Annotated in this window: 13 protein-coding genes; 7 read left to right on the top strand and 6 right to left on the bottom strand. The window is 70.3% G+C overall.

The genetic code is table 11. The features are described 5' to 3' along the window. Positions 1-35: 35 nt before the first annotated feature. Both AB0N02_RS19425 and AB0N02_RS19420 read right to left on the bottom strand, forming a co-directional pair. A complete protein-coding gene (locus tag AB0N02_RS19425; RefSeq protein ID WP_363948140.1) occupies positions 36-1,253 on the bottom strand; it encodes an MFS transporter in 1,218 nt (405 codons plus the stop codon). A 149-nt stretch (positions 1,254-1,402) separates the two neighbouring features. Next, entirely contained in the window at positions 1,403-1,969 is a 567-nt protein-coding gene (locus AB0N02_RS19420; RefSeq protein WP_363948137.1) for an XRE family transcriptional regulator, read from the bottom strand. Positions 1,970-2,124: 155 nt separating this feature from the next. Here AB0N02_RS19420 and AB0N02_RS19415 point away from each other — a divergent pair, with 155 nt between their 5' ends. The 3 genes from AB0N02_RS19415 to AB0N02_RS19405 all read left to right on the top strand — a co-directional run bounded on the left by AB0N02_RS19415 (position 2,125) and on the right by AB0N02_RS19405 (position 5,710). Then, positions 2,125-3,408 carry a benzoate/H(+) symporter BenE family transporter gene (locus tag AB0N02_RS19415; RefSeq protein WP_363948134.1) on the top strand — a complete coding sequence of 428 codons (1,284 nt, stop codon included), beginning with the start codon at positions 2,125-2,127 and terminating at the stop codon, positions 3,406-3,408. A gap of 308 nt (positions 3,409-3,716) precedes the next feature. Further along, positions 3,717-4,502 (top strand): helix-turn-helix transcriptional regulator, encoded by a 786-nt coding sequence (locus AB0N02_RS19410; protein ID WP_363948131.1) that lies wholly within the window; start codon positions 3,717-3,719, stop codon positions 4,500-4,502. Further along, complete coding sequence (locus AB0N02_RS19405) at positions 4,499-5,710, top strand: M20/M25/M40 family metallo-hydrolase (RefSeq protein WP_363948128.1); 1,212 nt, start codon at positions 4,499-4,501, stop codon at positions 5,708-5,710. The genes AB0N02_RS19410 and AB0N02_RS19405 overlap by 4 nt, the downstream gene beginning before the upstream one ends. Positions 5,711-6,883: 1,173 nt before the next feature. On the opposite strand, the gene AB0N02_RS19400 is transcribed toward AB0N02_RS19405, so the two are convergent. From AB0N02_RS19400 to AB0N02_RS19390, 3 genes are all read right to left on the bottom strand, one after another. After that, positions 6,884-7,714, bottom strand: a complete 831-nt coding sequence (locus AB0N02_RS19400; protein ID WP_363948125.1) for a serine protease — start codon at positions 7,712-7,714, stop codon at positions 6,884-6,886. A 289-nt stretch (positions 7,715-8,003) separates the two neighbouring features. Continuing rightward, the gene (locus AB0N02_RS19395) at positions 8,004-8,765 is read right to left on the bottom strand and encodes a GntR family transcriptional regulator (RefSeq protein WP_363948122.1); all 762 of its coding nucleotides are present in this window, start codon (positions 8,763-8,765) and stop codon (positions 8,004-8,006) included. A gap of 145 nt (positions 8,766-8,910) precedes the next feature. Then, positions 8,911-9,438, bottom strand: a complete 528-nt coding sequence (locus AB0N02_RS19390; protein ID WP_363948120.1) for a hypothetical protein — start codon at positions 9,436-9,438, stop codon at positions 8,911-8,913. Positions 9,439-9,523: 85 nt separating this feature from the next. On the opposite strand from AB0N02_RS19390, the gene AB0N02_RS19385 reads away from it, so the two are divergent. From AB0N02_RS19385 to AB0N02_RS19375, 3 genes are all read left to right on the top strand, one after another. Further along, positions 9,524-10,618 carry an FAD-dependent oxidoreductase gene (locus AB0N02_RS19385; RefSeq protein WP_363948117.1) on the top strand — a complete coding sequence of 365 codons (1,095 nt, stop codon included), beginning with the start codon at positions 9,524-9,526 and terminating at the stop codon, positions 10,616-10,618. A 118-nt stretch (positions 10,619-10,736) separates the two neighbouring features. Further along, positions 10,737-11,705, top strand: coding sequence for a magnesium transporter CorA family protein (locus tag AB0N02_RS19380; protein WP_363948114.1), 969 nt, complete (start codon positions 10,737-10,739; stop codon positions 11,703-11,705). A gap of 144 nt (positions 11,706-11,849) precedes the next feature. After that, complete coding sequence (locus AB0N02_RS19375) at positions 11,850-13,127, top strand: aminotransferase class I/II-fold pyridoxal phosphate-dependent enzyme (RefSeq protein WP_363948111.1); 1,278 nt, start codon at positions 11,850-11,852, stop codon at positions 13,125-13,127. Positions 13,128-13,260: 133 nt separating this feature from the next. Here AB0N02_RS19375 and AB0N02_RS19370 read toward each other — a convergent pair whose 3' ends face one another. Continuing rightward, complete coding sequence (locus AB0N02_RS19370; RefSeq protein ID WP_363948108.1) at positions 13,261-13,803, bottom strand: hypothetical protein; 543 nt, start codon at positions 13,801-13,803, stop codon at positions 13,261-13,263. Positions 13,804-14,045: 242 nt separating this feature from the next. Here AB0N02_RS19370 and AB0N02_RS19365 point away from each other — a divergent pair, with 242 nt between their 5' ends. Continuing rightward, positions 14,046-15,272 (top strand): hypothetical protein, encoded by a 1,227-nt coding sequence (locus AB0N02_RS19365; protein WP_363948105.1) that lies wholly within the window; start codon positions 14,046-14,048, stop codon positions 15,270-15,272. Positions 15,273-15,287: the final 15 nt, after the last annotated feature.

Raw genomic sequence — 15,287 nt, 5'->3', positions numbered from 1 at the left:
GTCTGCCGCACGGAACCTCCTTGAGAGGGTCTCCTTTACGGAGTCTGCGCCGCCAGGAGCAGACGCCGGGCCTTGCCACGGTAGCGGAGGACCTGGAGGGCGCCCAGCGCCCAGATCGGATACTGCGCGGCGAAGGCCCAACGGAAGCCGTCCAGGGTGCTCTCTCCCGTCAGGTCCAGGATGATACCGATCAACGCGATCAGGGTCATCGAGGCGACGAACCCGCCGCCGTTCACGATGCCGGTGGCCGCGCCGATCCTGGCCGCGGGGTTGAAGGTCCTGGCGTAGTCGAAGCCGATCATCGACCCGGGGCCGTTGGCCGCCAGCACCACCATGAGCAGCACGAGCAGCCAGAGCGGCGCCCTGCCCGGCCAGGCCAGTACGGCGGTCCACGTCCCTGCGGTGCTCCCGACCACGACGAACACCATCCGGGACCGGTGGAAGGGGAAGCGCCCGGCGAGATAACCGAGCAGCGGTCCGCAGATCATGCCGCACAGGGTCAGCGTGGTCAGCAGCGTGCCCGCCACGGCGGGACTCAGTCCCTGGCCCTGGACCAGGAACGGATATCCCCACAGCAGCAGGAACGCGGCGGCCGAGCACTGGGTGGCCGCGTGGGTCCACATGCCCAGGCGGGTCCCCGGTTCGGCCCAGGCGGCGCCCAGGCTCGGCCGTTCTCCCGTCCGCCCGGGACGGGAGTCGCGCAGCACCGTGAGCAGCAGGAAGGCCGAGACCAGGCCCAGTACGGCGGCACCGAGAAAGGTCGGGGTCCAGCCGTAGACGTGCAGGGACTGGATCAGCGGCACCGTGGAGGCGATCGCGCCGACCTGCCCGATCAGGCCGGTGAGCTGCACCATCACCGGGTTGCGGCGGGCCGGGAAGTGGATGTTGACCAGGCGGATCACGCTGATGAACGTCATCGCGTCGCCGCAGCCGATCAGCGCCCTGCCCGCGACACCGGGCGCGAGCCCGTCGGCCAGCGCGAAGACCAGCTCGCCGCAGGCCATCACGACCGCCCCGACGACCAGCATCCGCTTGGAGCCGAGCCTGTCGACCAGCACCCCGACCGGAACCTGCATGACCGCGTAGACCAGCAGCTGCAGCATCGCCAGAGTGGAGAGCCCGGCGGCGCCGACCCCCAGCCGCGCGGCGGCCTCGATGCTGGAGACGCCCAGGGACTGGCGGTGGAAGACCGCGATCACGTAGGCCAGCACGCCCACGGCCCAGAAGATCACTGCTTTGGACCGTGACGTCATGGACTAAATATTACGTTTAAGCATTTTTTGCGACTCCTTTGGGGTCGCCTACTCCGAAGGCCACCGTTTCCACGCCGTTGTGTCCGGGCCTGTCACGGGCGCCGGTACGGCGGGCGGTGGCACGGACGCGATGGGCGCGGACGCCGGGATCAGCGGCGCGGGTAGCGGATGAGCAGGCTGGCGTGGACGTCCTGGCCGCCGATCGCCTCGTAGGTGTGCGGCACGTCCGAAACCCAGCCGATGTGCTCGCCGGGGCCGGCCGTCAGCGGGGAGTCCGGGGGGCCGGCCCTGAGCGTCCCGCCGAAGACCGTGATGTGCTCGGTCACCCCCGCGTGATGGGCGGGGGAGGTCTGCGTGGCACCGGCCGGGACCGTCAGCCGGTAGAGCTCGTAGGTGACGTCCTCGTCCTCGAAGACCTCCAGCAGTACGGCGGCGACGGCCGTTCCCCTGATGGTGGTGCCCGGGACGGCGGGAGTCGTCCCGAGGGCGACGGCCAGGGGGACGCCCAGTTCGGCGGTGACCGACCAGAGCGTCTCCAGGGTCGGGTTGCGGGTGCCGTTCTCCAGCCCCGAGAGGGTGGCCTTCCCGACGCCCGCGCGGCGGGCGAGTTCGGACAGCGAGATGCCGCGCTCCTCGCGCAACCGGCGGATCCGTACCCCGACGCCGTGGGCGTCGGTCTCCAGCGCCGGACGAGGGTTTTGTGCATTGCGGTCCATGAGGTTATGGTGCAGCATGACTGATGTTCCGTTTACGGAACGATTGTCGGCGTGTTGGTGACATGCCGGAGATCTGAAGAACCCCTGCCGTCCGGGCGGGGCAACCGGGCGTGACGGTCCGGCGCCCCGGGGCTCCCGGAGAGGACGGAAAAACGATGACACGCCTTCTGCAACCCACGCTGGCCGGGATCGTCACCGCACTGGTCGGCTTCGCCAGTTCCTTCGCCGTGGTCCTGGCCGGGTTGCGCGCGGTCGGCGCCGACCAGCGGCAGGCGGCCTCGGGCCTGCTGGCCCTGTGCCTGGCCAATGGCATGGTGGCGATCTGGCTCGGCCTGCGGCGGCGGATGCCGATCACCATCGCCTGGTCGACGCCGGGCGCGGCGCTGCTGGTCGCGACCGGCGCGGTCGAGGGCGGGTTCCCCGCCGCCGTCGGCGCCTTCGTGGTCTGCGGACTGCTGATCGTCGCCGCCGGGCTCTTCCCCGTGCTGGGCCGCCTGATCGCGGCCATCCCCGCCCCGATAGCGGGCGCCATGCTCGCCGGGGTCCTGCTGAACCTGTGTGTCGCACCGGTCAGGGCCCTCGGCGAGGTACCGCTGCTGGCCGGTCCCGTCGTGCTCGCCTGGGCGCTGCTGAGCCGCTTCGCCCGCAAGTGGGCGATCCCCGGAGCCCTGCTGGTCGCGGTCGTGGCGATCGCGCTGACGGGCCCCGGCCTCGGTGCCGTGGACGTGCGCCCGGTCGTCGAGCTCACCGTCCCCTCGTGGAGCGTCCCGGCCATGGTCAGCGTCGCGCTCCCGCTGTTCCTGGTCACCATGGCCTCCCAGAACGTGCCGGGCATGGCGGTCCTGGCCCAGTACGGCTACCGCCCCCCGCTGCGCGGGATCCTCGTCGGCACCGGCCTGGCCAGCACGCTCGGCGCTCCCCTCGGCGGCCACGCGGTGAACCTGGCCGCCATCACCGCCGCACTGGCCGCGGGCCCCGACGCCGACCCCGACCCCGGCCGCCGCTGGATCGCCTCGGTCACCGCGGGAGCCTCGATGATCGTCCTCGGCGTCGGCTCCGGACTGGCCACCGCGCTGGTCATGCTCTCCCCACCGGTGCTCATCGAGGCCGTCGCGGGCCTGGCCCTGATCGGCGCGCTCGTCTCCGCGCTCGCCTCCGCCCTGGCGGAGCCGACGGGACGGGAGGCCGCCGTGGTCACCTTCGTGGTCACCGCGTCGGGACTGACGCTGTTCGGGATCGGCGCCGCGTTCTGGGGCCTCGTCGCCGGAGGCCTCATGACCCTCCTGCACCGCCGCCCCGGGAGGTCTCCTCGGACACGTGGAGCGGCTCCTGGACCCGAGGTCGCATCCGAGCCGTCGCCCGGGACGGTGTCCGAGGCCGAGACCACATCCGAGGTCGTTCCCGGGCTGGGAGAGGAGGGCAGGCTCGCTCGGCAGTGACCGTGGTCCTGAGAAACCGGCTCCCGGGACCTTCGCGGGTCGAGCTCGGACGGAGCACGAGGTGGCGCGTCACTTGGAGCAGAGAACGGCGCGGAATGTGATGAGAGCTCCATGATTGTCTTTCCTGCGTGCTGATTTCCCCTAGGGATTCGGACTTACCCAGGAGCGGAAACAGGGCACCATGGAGTTTCCGGTGCGCCAAAGCGTCGGCCTCGTGGATTGGTCCTTTTCGGTAAACGGCCGGGAATGAGATCTGCGATGCTGAGTGGTTTGTGTGCCGTTCGCGATCGGCTGAGGGGTGATGGTTCATGGCCCGCCGTACTGAACGAGACCAGGAAGGGCCGACGCCACTGCGCCGCGCTCGTCAGGTGCGGAACTGGACGCTGGAGAACGTCGTCGAGCAGGTGGATCTTCGTGCTCCCGGCGGCCACTCCGGGGTGACGCCGAGCATGGTCAGTGCCTGGGAACTGGGGCGGCACACCACCAGCATCGGCCACCGAAAAACCCTGTGCGAAATCTACGCCCAGCCGCCGGATGTGTTGTTCGCCCATCAGGACGAATCACTCGGCAGGCATTCCGTGCCACAGTTGTTGGCGGGTTTCCCGGATCTGCAGCGCGCGATGGTGGACACTGTCGCCGATGCGAGGGAATGTCTTGTCGTGATGGGATCTCGGTCACGAGATATGGCATATCTGCAGGCGATCGAGACGGTGCTGGAGCAGAGGCCGGACCTGGTCTACTACCGTGTGCTTTTCGGGCCACCGCACCACCGGGTGCTCAAAGCGCATCTGGTACGGCTGCTGGAGTTGCGTGATCCCGACGACCGTAGTGTGGGTGTCAAAACGCTGCGTCTGGGGCTCGTCGACGACCCGCTGACACCCGAGCGGTTCTTCTGTGCGAGCGAACGGCAGGCGGTCGTCCCCATCCCGTCGCTGACCTCGCACGAGGCGTTCGATTCGGGACTGCTCCTGGGAGCGGCGGCGGCCGTACGGCTGCTCGACCACGGTCGGCAGACATATGCGGCGGCACGGCGGATCGAGACGGCGCGGCAGATCAGCGAGCTTGAAGTCCTACGGGAAGGTGGGCGTACGTGAGAACCGGTCATCTGGACATCACCGGTGCGCTGCGGGCCGCCCATGAAGACCATGACGCCGTCGTCAAGCTGACACGGGAACTGGTGCGCATTCCCAGCCGTGGTGGTGTGGACTCTTACGAGCCGGTGCTTGATCGCGCGGCGGCCTGGTTGCACGGGAACGGTCTGCGGCCGCGGCGGTTGGTCGAGGCGGGTGGGAACACGGTCGCTCTGACGTGCGAGGTCACTGGCGCTCATCCGGGTCCGCGGTATGTGCTGGACGCGTGCCTTGACACCGCGTCGTTCGGTGACGAGAACGCCTGGTCCTACCCGCCGACGTCCGGTGAGATCATCGGCGGCTGGCTGCACGGACGTGGCGCGTCGGATTCCAAGGTCGGGGCGGCGATCTTCGCTCATGTCGTCGCCCGCCTTCGGGCGGTTCGGGAACGGCTGCACGGCAGTGTGGTGCTATTACTTGATGTGGACGAGCACACCGGCCGTTTCGGCGGCGCGAAAGCCTATTTCGAGGGGCCCGGCGCGGCGGACCGCGTCGACGGTGTGATGATCGGCTACCCCGGTTCGGAGCATGTGGTGGTCGGAGGCCGGGGCGTATTGCGGTGCCGCATGCACGTGTACGGCGTGGCCAGCCATTCCGGTGGCGGAAAGATCACTTCGAACGCCATCGTCAAGGCCGGTACGCTCGTCAGCGCTCTGGGCGGGGTCGCGCCGCCGGACAACGCGGACCCGGACTTCCCGTTACCGGCGAAGCTGACGGTGACCGCGATTACCGGTGGTGAGGGATATTCGACCGTGCCGGATCTGTGCACGATCAACGTCGATGTCCGGCTCACACCGGGCTTTGACGACCGGACCGCCGAGAAGTCGCTGCGTGACCGCGTCACCGCTGTCGACGCCGCGTGGCCGGATACGCGGCCGACACATCTGGAAATCGTGACCCGCTGGCCTCCCTATCGGCTGGGCGACGACTCGGAGTTGAAAAGCGCGCTGCTGGATGCGGCGCGTGCGGTCGGTCTGGCCGCTACGGCGAAGGTCGCGGGCCCGTCCAATATCGGGAACTATCTCGCCGGGCTCGGCATCGAGGCCACCGCGGGGTTCGGCGTCGACTACAGAGGGCTGCACGGAACCGACGAGCGGATCCGTGTCGACGCGATCCCACAGGTTCAGGCCGCTTACCACCGGGCGTTGCTGAGCCTTCTCGACCCACACTGACCTGCGGGAACGGGTTCTCCTTCGGCAGCGGGTCGACAAGCGGCCGACAACGGCTCAACAGCCGGTGCGCTGGTCCGAGGGGCTCCATCCGGGCGATGGTGCAGGTGCACGCTCACCATCACCCTCGCCAGGAGGTCACAGATCATGGAGTCCCATGCCGTTTCCCCCATAATCCCCGGCTGGCGGGTGATTCTCAGTGACGCGGGGCGTCTGTGGGCTTCGAGGGTTGTACCGTTCACCGACGCGGAGATGGGTGTCGGGGCGACGCGTACGGTCGACGCCGATACCCTCGACGACCTTCGAGCCGAAGTCGATCAGCAGGAGGACCTGGCCAGGCGGGTGGCCCTGTGATCAGGCGCCTGTTTCGCGAGTCTGGACGGCATCGTGGCGATCGACCGCGTACTGCTGTTCACCGGCGTGTGTGGGACGGGCCGGCCCGCTCGGAGGCGGAACGGCTGGACGACGCCTGCCCGGGGTGGACTGTGCTCTACAGCCTGGGTGGGCGCCGGTTCTACGCGCTGGCGGCCTGGCCGCTTCCAGAGCCGCTGATCCTCGTCGACGACACCGCGAAGGGGCTGGAGAGGCGGATACGTGAGGCGGAGGCGGCCGTCGCCCGGCGTTTTTCGCTCGTGCCTCCGCCTTCCCCGGACGGATCCGACGGCTGCCCCTCCCAGGCGTTCGCCGTTTCCCCTCGGGTACGGGCCGTCGTGCCTGGACGCTCCCGGCGCCCTTATCGGGAGGCGGCGTAAGACCGGCGCGGCGGCGGGGAGTGCCGTCCTGCGTCGTCGCGCCTTCCAACGTGCGGCCCGGGAGGAGGGGCTCGGGTCGCACACCCACGCGGTTCCCATGAATCGGGGAAGGGGAGCCGCCGCCGGTCACATGCCCCAGGGACCGGCGATCTCGGTGCCCGGCCGGACTCCGCTCCGGCCGGGCACCCTTGTTGACGTCCCGGTTGGTGAAACCGGCCGGTGACCGGGGAGCGCGAGGGGCCGGCAGGCCTCTCGCCCGGGGTTCGGGGCGGAGCCCCGAGGGGACACAGCCCGAGCGTGGTTCGCGCGGAGCGCGGGGATGGAGCGAGGTCCGTTCCGGCAGGACGACCTCTCCCGCGGCGCGCGACCGGTCCGTCCTATCCGGAGCACGGACAGCAGGTCAGTCCGGAGCGCGGACAGCGGGTCAGCTGTTCGCGCGGATGGTCTGGTTGATCCAGTCGGTGTAGGCGGTCACGTTGGTGTACAGGCCGGGGCCTTCGGCGCAGGAGGGGCTCGGGGCGCCGGGGCCGGAGGTGACGCCGATGAGCTCCCAGCGACCGCCCCGGCCACGCTGGATCTGCGGGCCGCCGGAGTCGCCGTTGCAGGCCATGGCCTTGGGCTTACGGCTGACGGTGCACAGGCGGGTGTCGGAGGCGTAGCCGGGTCCGCATTCGGAGATCGCGCCGCGGCGGGTCTCCAACTGGCGCAGCTTCTTGGCCATCTTCCACTCGCTCGGGTCCTTGCTGAACTCGGTGATGCCGAAGCCGAGGATGCGGGTGGGGGTGCCGGGCTCGCCGGCCTGCCGGGCGATCGGGATGGGCTTGACGGAGACGGGCTTGTCCAGGCGGATCAGCGCGAGGTCGACGGTGTTGTACGGCGCCTTTTCCGTGCCCTGAGCGTAGCCGGGGTGGGTGATCGCTTTGGCGATCTTGCGGACGGTGCCGCCGGACTTGCGCTGGTCGCTGCCGATGCGGACGGTGCCCTTCACGATCGAGCCGATCTTCATGTCGACGCAGTGCGCGGCGGTGACCACCCACTGGGGGTTGATCAGCGCCGCGCCGCAGTTGCCGTCCTTGAGGCCCATGCCGGGCGCCGTGACGGGAATGGAGGCCATGAAGCCGTAGGACTCGGTCGGCTTGGTGCCGTTGATGATCGCTCCGGCGCTGCCGGCCGTCGCCACGAGGCAGGCCGCACCGGCCAGGGCGACGACGGCGGAACGGGACATGGTGCGGCGGAACGACTTCTTGCCAAACACGAGGGAGAAACCCTTCAGTGGAAGATTTGGACGTTATAAAGCTAAATGTCCGTCTTTTCCGAAGGGATCACGTCAGCACGTCAACATGGGGTAGGGGTAACCCCACCTGACCAGGGTGGATATCACGGCATCAGGATTCGGAGGCACTCTGCCGATGCCTGCTGCGCCCTTTTCGGGTCTTGGCGGGCGCCGGTACGGTGAGCGGTGGCGCGGACCTGATCGGCGCGGATGAGCGGCGCACGACCCGGTGGGACAGGTCGCCGATGCTTTCGGGCCGTGAGACGGCACGTCAGTCCACGGGCACCTCGTAGACGAACCGGTGCCGGCTCGCGTCGAACAGCCAGACGGTCACCTCGACGGGCCGGTCCCCGGCGTGGATCGTGCGCGTCAGCTCCACCACGGGTGTGCCCGGCGGAAGACGAAGTGTCTCCGTCTCGTCCGGGTTCGGCATCCGGGCCACGAGCATCTCCACGGCGCCGGTGAGAGGAGTGCCGAGGAGGTCGGCCAGTTCGGCGTGCACGCCACCGGGAATCGGCTCGTGGCGCGCGATGCGGCTTCCCTCCACCAGGTGGGCCGGGATGTAGGAGTCGGCGGTTGCGGCTGGGTGGCCGTCGAGGGTGACGAGGTGGCGGCGGACGACGAGCGGTGTCTCCGGGGTGATCTGGAGAAGATCGGCGATACCGGGCGGAGGAAGGAACGAGATGACCTCCCGCAGGATCAGTTCGCGATGGACACCCTGCGCGGCTGCCTCGGCCTCAAGAGGACTGGTGCCCGCAGGCCGCTGGGAGCGAAGGTGCCGCCTGGATCCGAGGCGGTCCAGTCTCTTGATCTCACGTACCCGGATGCCGCTCCCGGGCTCGCTCACCAGCAGACCCTCGGCTTTGAGCGTCTCGATGACCTTGCGAACCGTGACCTTGGTCGTGCCGTACCGCTCAACCAGCTTGCGTTCGGACTCGATGGTCTGCCCGGGCGGCAATTTGCCCGACTGGATCGCCGCCCGGAGGTCGGCTGCGATCTGCTGACCGATCGACGGGCGATGAGACGACGTCACCGTTCGGCCCTCTCTCCTGGGTGCTTCCAACCTATGTGTCCCCCCTGGGAGAGCGGCGTAGGAGCGGTTTTGAGGGAAAAGGCGTCCGCCGGTACGGCGGGCTTGCCGTACCGGCGGATCGGAGCCGGTTGGTGCGGGCGGACGGTCACCCGGCCGACGGGCGGCTGTGGCGGCCGGCGACGAGCTGGTCGGCCGAGTGCTGGCGGGGAACCTCGACGCGGGGGTGGGGAGCCGTCGCCTCGTCGCGGTCGTCGACCCCGTCACGGTCACGGTCGACCACGGGGGCGGTGCGGGCGGTGCGGGCGGGGGCCTGCGCCGCGGCGGGGGCGGGGGTGGTCGCGGGGGCGGCGGGAGTCTCTTCCAGCTTGCGCTCCAGTTCGCGCTTCTCCTTCTCCAGGCGCGCGACCCGGTCACGCGCCTCAAGGCGGGAGTCGCGCATCCTGCGCCGCTGTACGGCGGAGCGCCGCATCCCGGCGAACAGGATGGCCAGGCCGAGCAGGAAGACGGCTCCCGTGACGGCACCGGCGAAGAAGAACTCCAGCTGGGAGAGCTGGATGGTGCGGTCGAAGACCGTGAACGACGCGGTGGTGGTCGCCGCCGCCGTCTCATCCCAGGAGACCGCGATCACGGTCGCGCCCGCGAGTACGATCAAGAGGAGTCCCAGAACTATCATGTGACCTCATCTCGGGCTGCTTCTACTGTGGTGACAATCTCCGCTGCCCCGGGACGGCGCGATTATTCGCGGGATTATCCGCCGGGTGCCGACGGTTTCCAGGGACATGGCGGAGATCGACGTCGTGGTCATCGGGGCGGGGCAGGCCGGACTGTCCAGCGCCTACTTCCTGAGCAGGGCCGGACTGGATTTCGTCGTGCTCGACCGCTCCCCGCGTCCCGGTGGCGCGTGGCAGTTCCGCTGGCCGTCGCTGACCCTCGGGGCCACGCACCGGGTGCACGACCTTCCGGGTCTGCCGATGGGGGCCGCGGACGTGACCCGGCCGTCGTCGGAGGTCGTCTCCGAGTACTTCGCCGCCTACGAGCGGGCCTTCGACCTGCCGGTCCGCCGCCCGGTCGAGGTGCGCTCGGTGCGGGAGGGGGAGCGGGGACGGCTGCTGGTGGAGACCTCGGCCGGTGACTGGTCCGCCCGCGCGCTGGTCAACGCCACCGGCACCTGGGACCGTCCCTTCTGGCCCCGCTATCCGGGACAGGAGACCTTCCTCGGACGGCAGCTCCACACCGCCGACTACGTGAGCGCGGACGAGTTCGCGGGCAGGCACGTCGTGGTGGTCGGCGCGGGGGCCTCCGGCGTCCAGCTCCTGATGGAGATCGCCCGGGTCACCACGACCACCTGGGTCACCCGCCGCCCGCCGGTCTTCAGGGAGGGGCCGTTCGACGAGGAGGCGGGCCGCGCGGCCGTCGCCCGGGTCGACGCCCGGGTCCGCGCGGGACTCCCGCCGGGCAGCGTGGTCGGCGCCACCGGCTACCTCCTGACGGCCGAGGTGCGGGCCGCCATGGCGTCGGGGGTCCTGGACCGCCTGCCGATGTTCGACAGGATCGTTCCGGAGGGGGTGGTCTGGGACCGCAGGGGCGCCGAGTCAGCGGGGCAGAGCCGTTTCGTCAGGGCAGACGTGATCCTGTGGGCCACCGGGTTCCGCCCGGTCGTCAACCATCTGGCCCCGCTGCACCTGCGTGAGCCGGGCGGCGGCATCCGGGTCGAGGACACCCGGGCCGTCCTGGACCCCCGCGTTCACCTGGTCGGCTACGGTCCCTCCGCCAGCACCATCGGGGCCAACCGCGCGGGCCGTACCGCCGTCCGGCACATCCGCCGCCTCCTCGCCGAGCCCGAGGCGGCCTGAGCCGTCGCGGCCGCGGCGGCCGGGGTGGTCCGGGCGCGCGCACCCGGGCGCCGGAGGGCCGGGGAGGCCGTGCGAGCCAGGGGTTCGGCCTCCCTCCGCGCGGCTATTGTTGACGGACATGGACCGCACCCGTCTTTACCGTAACGGTGTCCTGGAGACCGAGGGTTTCCCCATCGACGACGTCTCCGAGTACGTCGGGGACAAGTCCGCCGTGGTGTGGTTCGACCTGTGCTCGCCGACGGCCGAGGACCTGGGAAAGATCAGCGAGGAGCTCGGGCTGCACCGGCTGGCCGTCGAGGACGCCCTGCAGAGCCTTCAGCGTCCCAAGCTGGACAGCTACGACAGTCACCTGTTCATCACCGTCTACGGCGCCAAGCTGAAGGACAGATCCCTCGACCTCGTCGAGCTGTCGATCTTCGTGACGAAGAACGCCCTGGTCACGGTCAGGGAGAGTCCCGACTTCGACATCGACGAGGTGGTCAGGCGCTGGGACGCCAACACCGAGATGGCCAAGTACGGCGTGCCGTACCTCCTGCACGGCCTGCTCGACTACGTGGTCGACGGATACTTCGACGTGTTGCAGGCGATGGACGACCGGGTCGAGGCGCTGGAGGACGACCTGTTCGCCGACGACCCGGGCGACCGGGTGCACATCCAGCGCCTGACCTTCGAGATGCGCAAGAAGCTCGTGCGGTTCCGGCGGCTGGCGGTGCCGATCCGCGAGGTCGTGGGCAGTCTGCTCCGCAGAAGCGTGGAGATACTGGACCCCGCGCTGACCCCTTACTACCAGGACGTCTACGACCACACCCTGCGCGCCGCCGAGTGGACCGACTCCCTGCGGGAGCTGGTGGGCAACATCCGTGAGGCCCACATCAACCAGCAGGGTTTCCGGCTCAACGACATCATGAAGAGGATCACGAGCTGGGCGGCCATCATCGCGGTGCCCACGATGATCACCGGCTACTACGGTCAGAACGTGCCCTACCCCGGTTTCAGCCACCCGCTCGGCTTCTGGACCTCGACCGTGGCCATCCTCGTGGCCTCGTCCATCCTCTACACGATCTTCAAGAAGAAGGGCTGGCTCTAGGCGTCCCCGCCCGGTGACCGGGGCCGCGATCGTGGCGAGCCGGTGAGACGCGGCACGGAGGTCGGTTCACCGGCGGCCGGAAAGGTCTTCTATTCTTCGAAGTCCATTTCCGACCAGTTCCGACCAGCAGTCGAAGGAACCCCCGTGACCTTTTCGGCCCTGAATCTCGACGAGCTGACCGCTCAGCGTGACCGCGCCCTGCGTGACTACGACGCACTCGTCCGGCGTGGTCTGTCGCTCGACCTCACCCGGGGCAAGCCGTCGGCGCGTCAGCTGGACCTCGCCGCCGCCATGCTCACCCTTCCCGGCGGTCACACCGCCGCGGACGGGACCGACTGCCGGAACTACGGTGGCGCGCAGGGCCTCCCCGAGCTCCGGGAGATCTTCGGACCGCTGCTGCGGGTGCCCGTCGCGCAGCTTGTCGCGGCGAACAACTCCAGCCTCTCCCTGATGCACGACTCCGTCGTCCACGCGCTGCTCAGCGGGCTGCCGGGCGGCGAGCGCCGCTGGGCGGACGAGCGGAGGATCGCCTTCCTGTGCCCGGTGCCGGGATACGACCGTCACTTCGCGCTGTCCGAGCGGTTCGGCATCGAGCTGATCGCCGTGCCGATGACCGAAGAGGGTCCGGACATGGACGTCGTCGAGCGCCTTGTGCGTGAGGACGCCCAGATCAAGGGCATCTGGTGCGTGCCCAAGTACAGCAACCCCAGCGGCCTCTCCTACAGCGACGAGACGGTGCGGCGCCTGGCCGCCATGCCCGTCGCGGCCCCAGACTTCCGGATCTTCTGGGACAACGCCTACGCCGTGCACCACCTGACGGACACCCCGGTGGAGATCGCCGACATCCTGGCGCTGTGCGAGGAGAACGGCAACCCCGACCGCGTCTTCGTCTTCGGGTCCACCTCGAAGATCACTTTCGCCGGTGGCGGCGTGGCGTTCTTCGGCTCCTCGCCGGCCAATGTGTCCTGGCTGCTGGGGTACACCGGCAAGCGCACCATCGGCCCCGACAAGATCAACCACCTCCGCCACGTGGAGTTCCTCCGTGACCGGGACGGAGTCCTGGAGCACATGCGCCGTCACCGGGAGCTGATTCGGCCCAAGTTCGAGGCGGTCGACCTGATCCTCGGCAAGGAACTGGGCGGCACCGGCCTGGCGTCCTGGTCCAGCCCCCTGGGCGGCTACTTCATCAGCCTCGACGTGCTGGAGGGGTGCGCGCGCCAGGTGGTGAGCAAGGCCGCGGCGGCGGGCATCGCGCTGACCCCGGCGGGAGCCACCCACCCCTACGGCGACGACCCCCGCGACAGCACCATCCGCATCGCGCCCACCTATCCGGAGCTGGACGAGGTCGAGCTCGCGATCAGCGGCCTGGCCACCTGCGTGCGCCTGGTCGGCACCGAGAAGCTGCTGGAGCGGGCCCGGTAGGCGGCGCCGCCCGGGAGTGCGGGAGTCGTCCGGGACCTGGGTGAAGCCGAGGCCGGGGTGAAGGCCGAGAGCGGAGCCGGGACCGAGGCTGGGACCGCAGAGCCGGGGCCGGGGGCCGGGGCCGGGGCGGGGGTCAGGGGTCGCCGAGCGTGGCGCGCATCCGGGCGACGGCCCGCAGGATCTCGCCGCGGTTCCCGGCGTTCTTGATCCACGCGGGCAGGGACGCGACCAGTGTCCCGGCCCTTCCGGACGCGCCGGACGGCAGGGGCCGTTCGCGGTGCCGGGCGGCCACGTACTCCTCGAGCAGGTCCAGGTGGCGGCGGCCGTACGCCCACAGCGTCCGGCCGCCGCAGCAGCGGGCGCGCAGCCACAGCGGGAGACGGAAGTACGGGTCCTCGGGATCGTCGTAGCGGCCGATCCGGTCGCCGTCCCAGTCTCGGCCGTGCCCGCACGCCGGGCAGAGCAGTCTGCGCGGGGCGAAGAGGCCGCGTTCCGTTCCCCCTTCCCCTCCTTCTCGCCCTTCGCGGCCCTCCCGCTCTCCCGGGCCTTCACGTCCTTCCCCGCCCTCTCGGAGAAGGATCAGGGCGCGGCCGTCGCAACGGGGGCAGTGGACGAGGATCTCGTCGTCCAGCAGGCCGTACCAGGAGATGCCGGGGTCGCGGAACCTCTCGCTCATTCCGCGACGTTAGCGCGGCACCTCGAACACCCGCCGCACGGCACCTCTCGAGCACCGCCCGCGCCGCGTCTCACGAACGCTCACCGCACGGAGCCCACCGTACGGAGCCCGTCTCATGAACGCCCACCGTACGGAGCCCACCGTACGAACGCCCGCCGTACGGAGCCCGGCGACGGCGCCGCCTCGCCGGCCGAATGCGGCCCGGATCACGGGCGTCCGTGATCCGGTGGAGAATCTTCCCCATGCGAACGGGTTCGGACACCATCGCGGACATCGACTGGACGCGTCTGTTCCACGCCTACGGCGTGGCCTCGGACACCCCCGCCCACCTGCGGGCACTGGCCGGGGACGGGGAGGAGGCGAGAGCCGAGGCCGTCGACCACCTGTTCGGGGCGGTGATCCACCAGGGAACCCCCTGGTCGGCGACCCCACCGGCGGCCCTGGTCGTCGCGGGCCTGCTGGCCGATCCGCGTACGGCCGGCGCCGCCCCCGGCCATGCCGTCGCGTCCGGCGGATCCGGTCTCGTACCGCTGCGCGCGGTCCTGCTCGAATTCCTCGGCGAGGTGGCCGAGGCGGCCCAGCCCCAGGTCTCCGAGGACGAGATCAGGGCCGTGGCCCACCCGGAGGGCCGGGAGGCGGAGGTCGCCGCCCTCCTGGAAGCGCTGCTCGACGGGGACGAGGACGCCTGGGGTGACGAGCTCGTCGACGCCGTCATGGCCCGGGTGGTACTCGACCTCAGATGGATCGCGCCGATTCTCGTCGATTCGGTGACCGCGTGTCTCGACGACGACGACCTCCACGTACGGAGCCGGGCGGTCGGGACCCTGGCCGCCCTCGCGTTGATCCCCGATGCCGTCGCGCGACCGGCCGATCTCTCCGGCCGTCTCGAGCGGGCCGCGCGCGAGGCCGTCGGCCACGACGAGCGCTGCGCCCTGCTGCTGGCACTGGGCGAGCTCGGCGCCGCCCCGCGGGACTTCCTCGCCGATCCGCACCCGGCCGTCCGGGTCTGCGCCGCCCTCGCCCCCGCGCTGGACGGCGACGCCGCCGCGACCCGCGAGATCCTGGCCGCCCTGGAGGACCCGGCGGCGGCCGACTCCTGGCTGGCCGTACGGCCCCGCCAGCTCTTCGGCCACCTCCGCTTCGCGCTCGTCGCCGCCGCCGTCAGGAAGACGGGTTCCTTCGAGGAACTGCTTCCCGCGGCCCTGGGAATCGCCGGGATGACCAACGGCTGGACTGTCGACTTCGACTGGGGGCCGTTGCTCGCCGCCGCCTTCCCCGAGCCCGTCGTTCTCCCCGAGGCCGCCGAACCGCCTGCCCTCACCGGCGCCCAGCGGCGTTACCTCGAAGCCCTCGTCACCAACGACGACGTCTGGGATCCGAGGATCGGCAACGCCCACCGCTGGTTCGGCGCGGCAGGGCTCACCTACGACAGGGACGCCTGCCGCGCCCTGCTCGCGGGCACCGGGTGAGCCGCCGGTCCCCGG

Source organism: Streptosporangium sp. NPDC051022 (genome assembly GCF_040683035.1).
Taxonomy (GTDB): Bacteria; Actinomycetota; Actinomycetes; order Streptosporangiales; family Streptosporangiaceae; genus Streptosporangium.
The sequence above is the reverse complement of the archived record's forward strand: the minus strand, read 5'-3'. Positions and strand labels throughout refer to the sequence as shown.

Bases quoted from the DNA above. Each gene is read 5' to 3' on its own strand.
- AB0N02_RS19425 (WP_363948140.1), bottom strand. From the start codon at position 1,253: ATGACGTCACGGTCCAAAGCAGTGATCTTCTGGGCCGTGGGCGTGCTG.
- AB0N02_RS19420 (WP_363948137.1), bottom strand. From the start codon at position 1,969: ATGGACCGCAATGCACAAAACCCTCGTCCGGCGCTGGAGACCGACGCC.
- AB0N02_RS19415 (WP_363948134.1), top strand. From the start codon at position 2,125: ATGACACGCCTTCTGCAACCCACGCTGGCCGGGATCGTCACCGCACTG.
- AB0N02_RS19410 (WP_363948131.1), top strand. From the start codon at position 3,717: ATGGCCCGCCGTACTGAACGAGACCAGGAAGGGCCGACGCCACTGCGC.
- AB0N02_RS19390 (WP_363948120.1), bottom strand. From the start codon at position 9,438: ATGATAGTTCTGGGACTCCTCTTGATCGTACTCGCGGGCGCGACCGTG.
- AB0N02_RS19380 (WP_363948114.1), top strand. From the start codon at position 10,737: ATGGACCGCACCCGTCTTTACCGTAACGGTGTCCTGGAGACCGAGGGT.
- AB0N02_RS19370 (WP_363948108.1), bottom strand. From the start codon at position 13,803: ATGAGCGAGAGGTTCCGCGACCCCGGCATCTCCTGGTACGGCCTGCTG.
- AB0N02_RS19365 (WP_363948105.1), top strand. From the start codon at position 14,046: ATGCGAACGGGTTCGGACACCATCGCGGACATCGACTGGACGCGTCTG.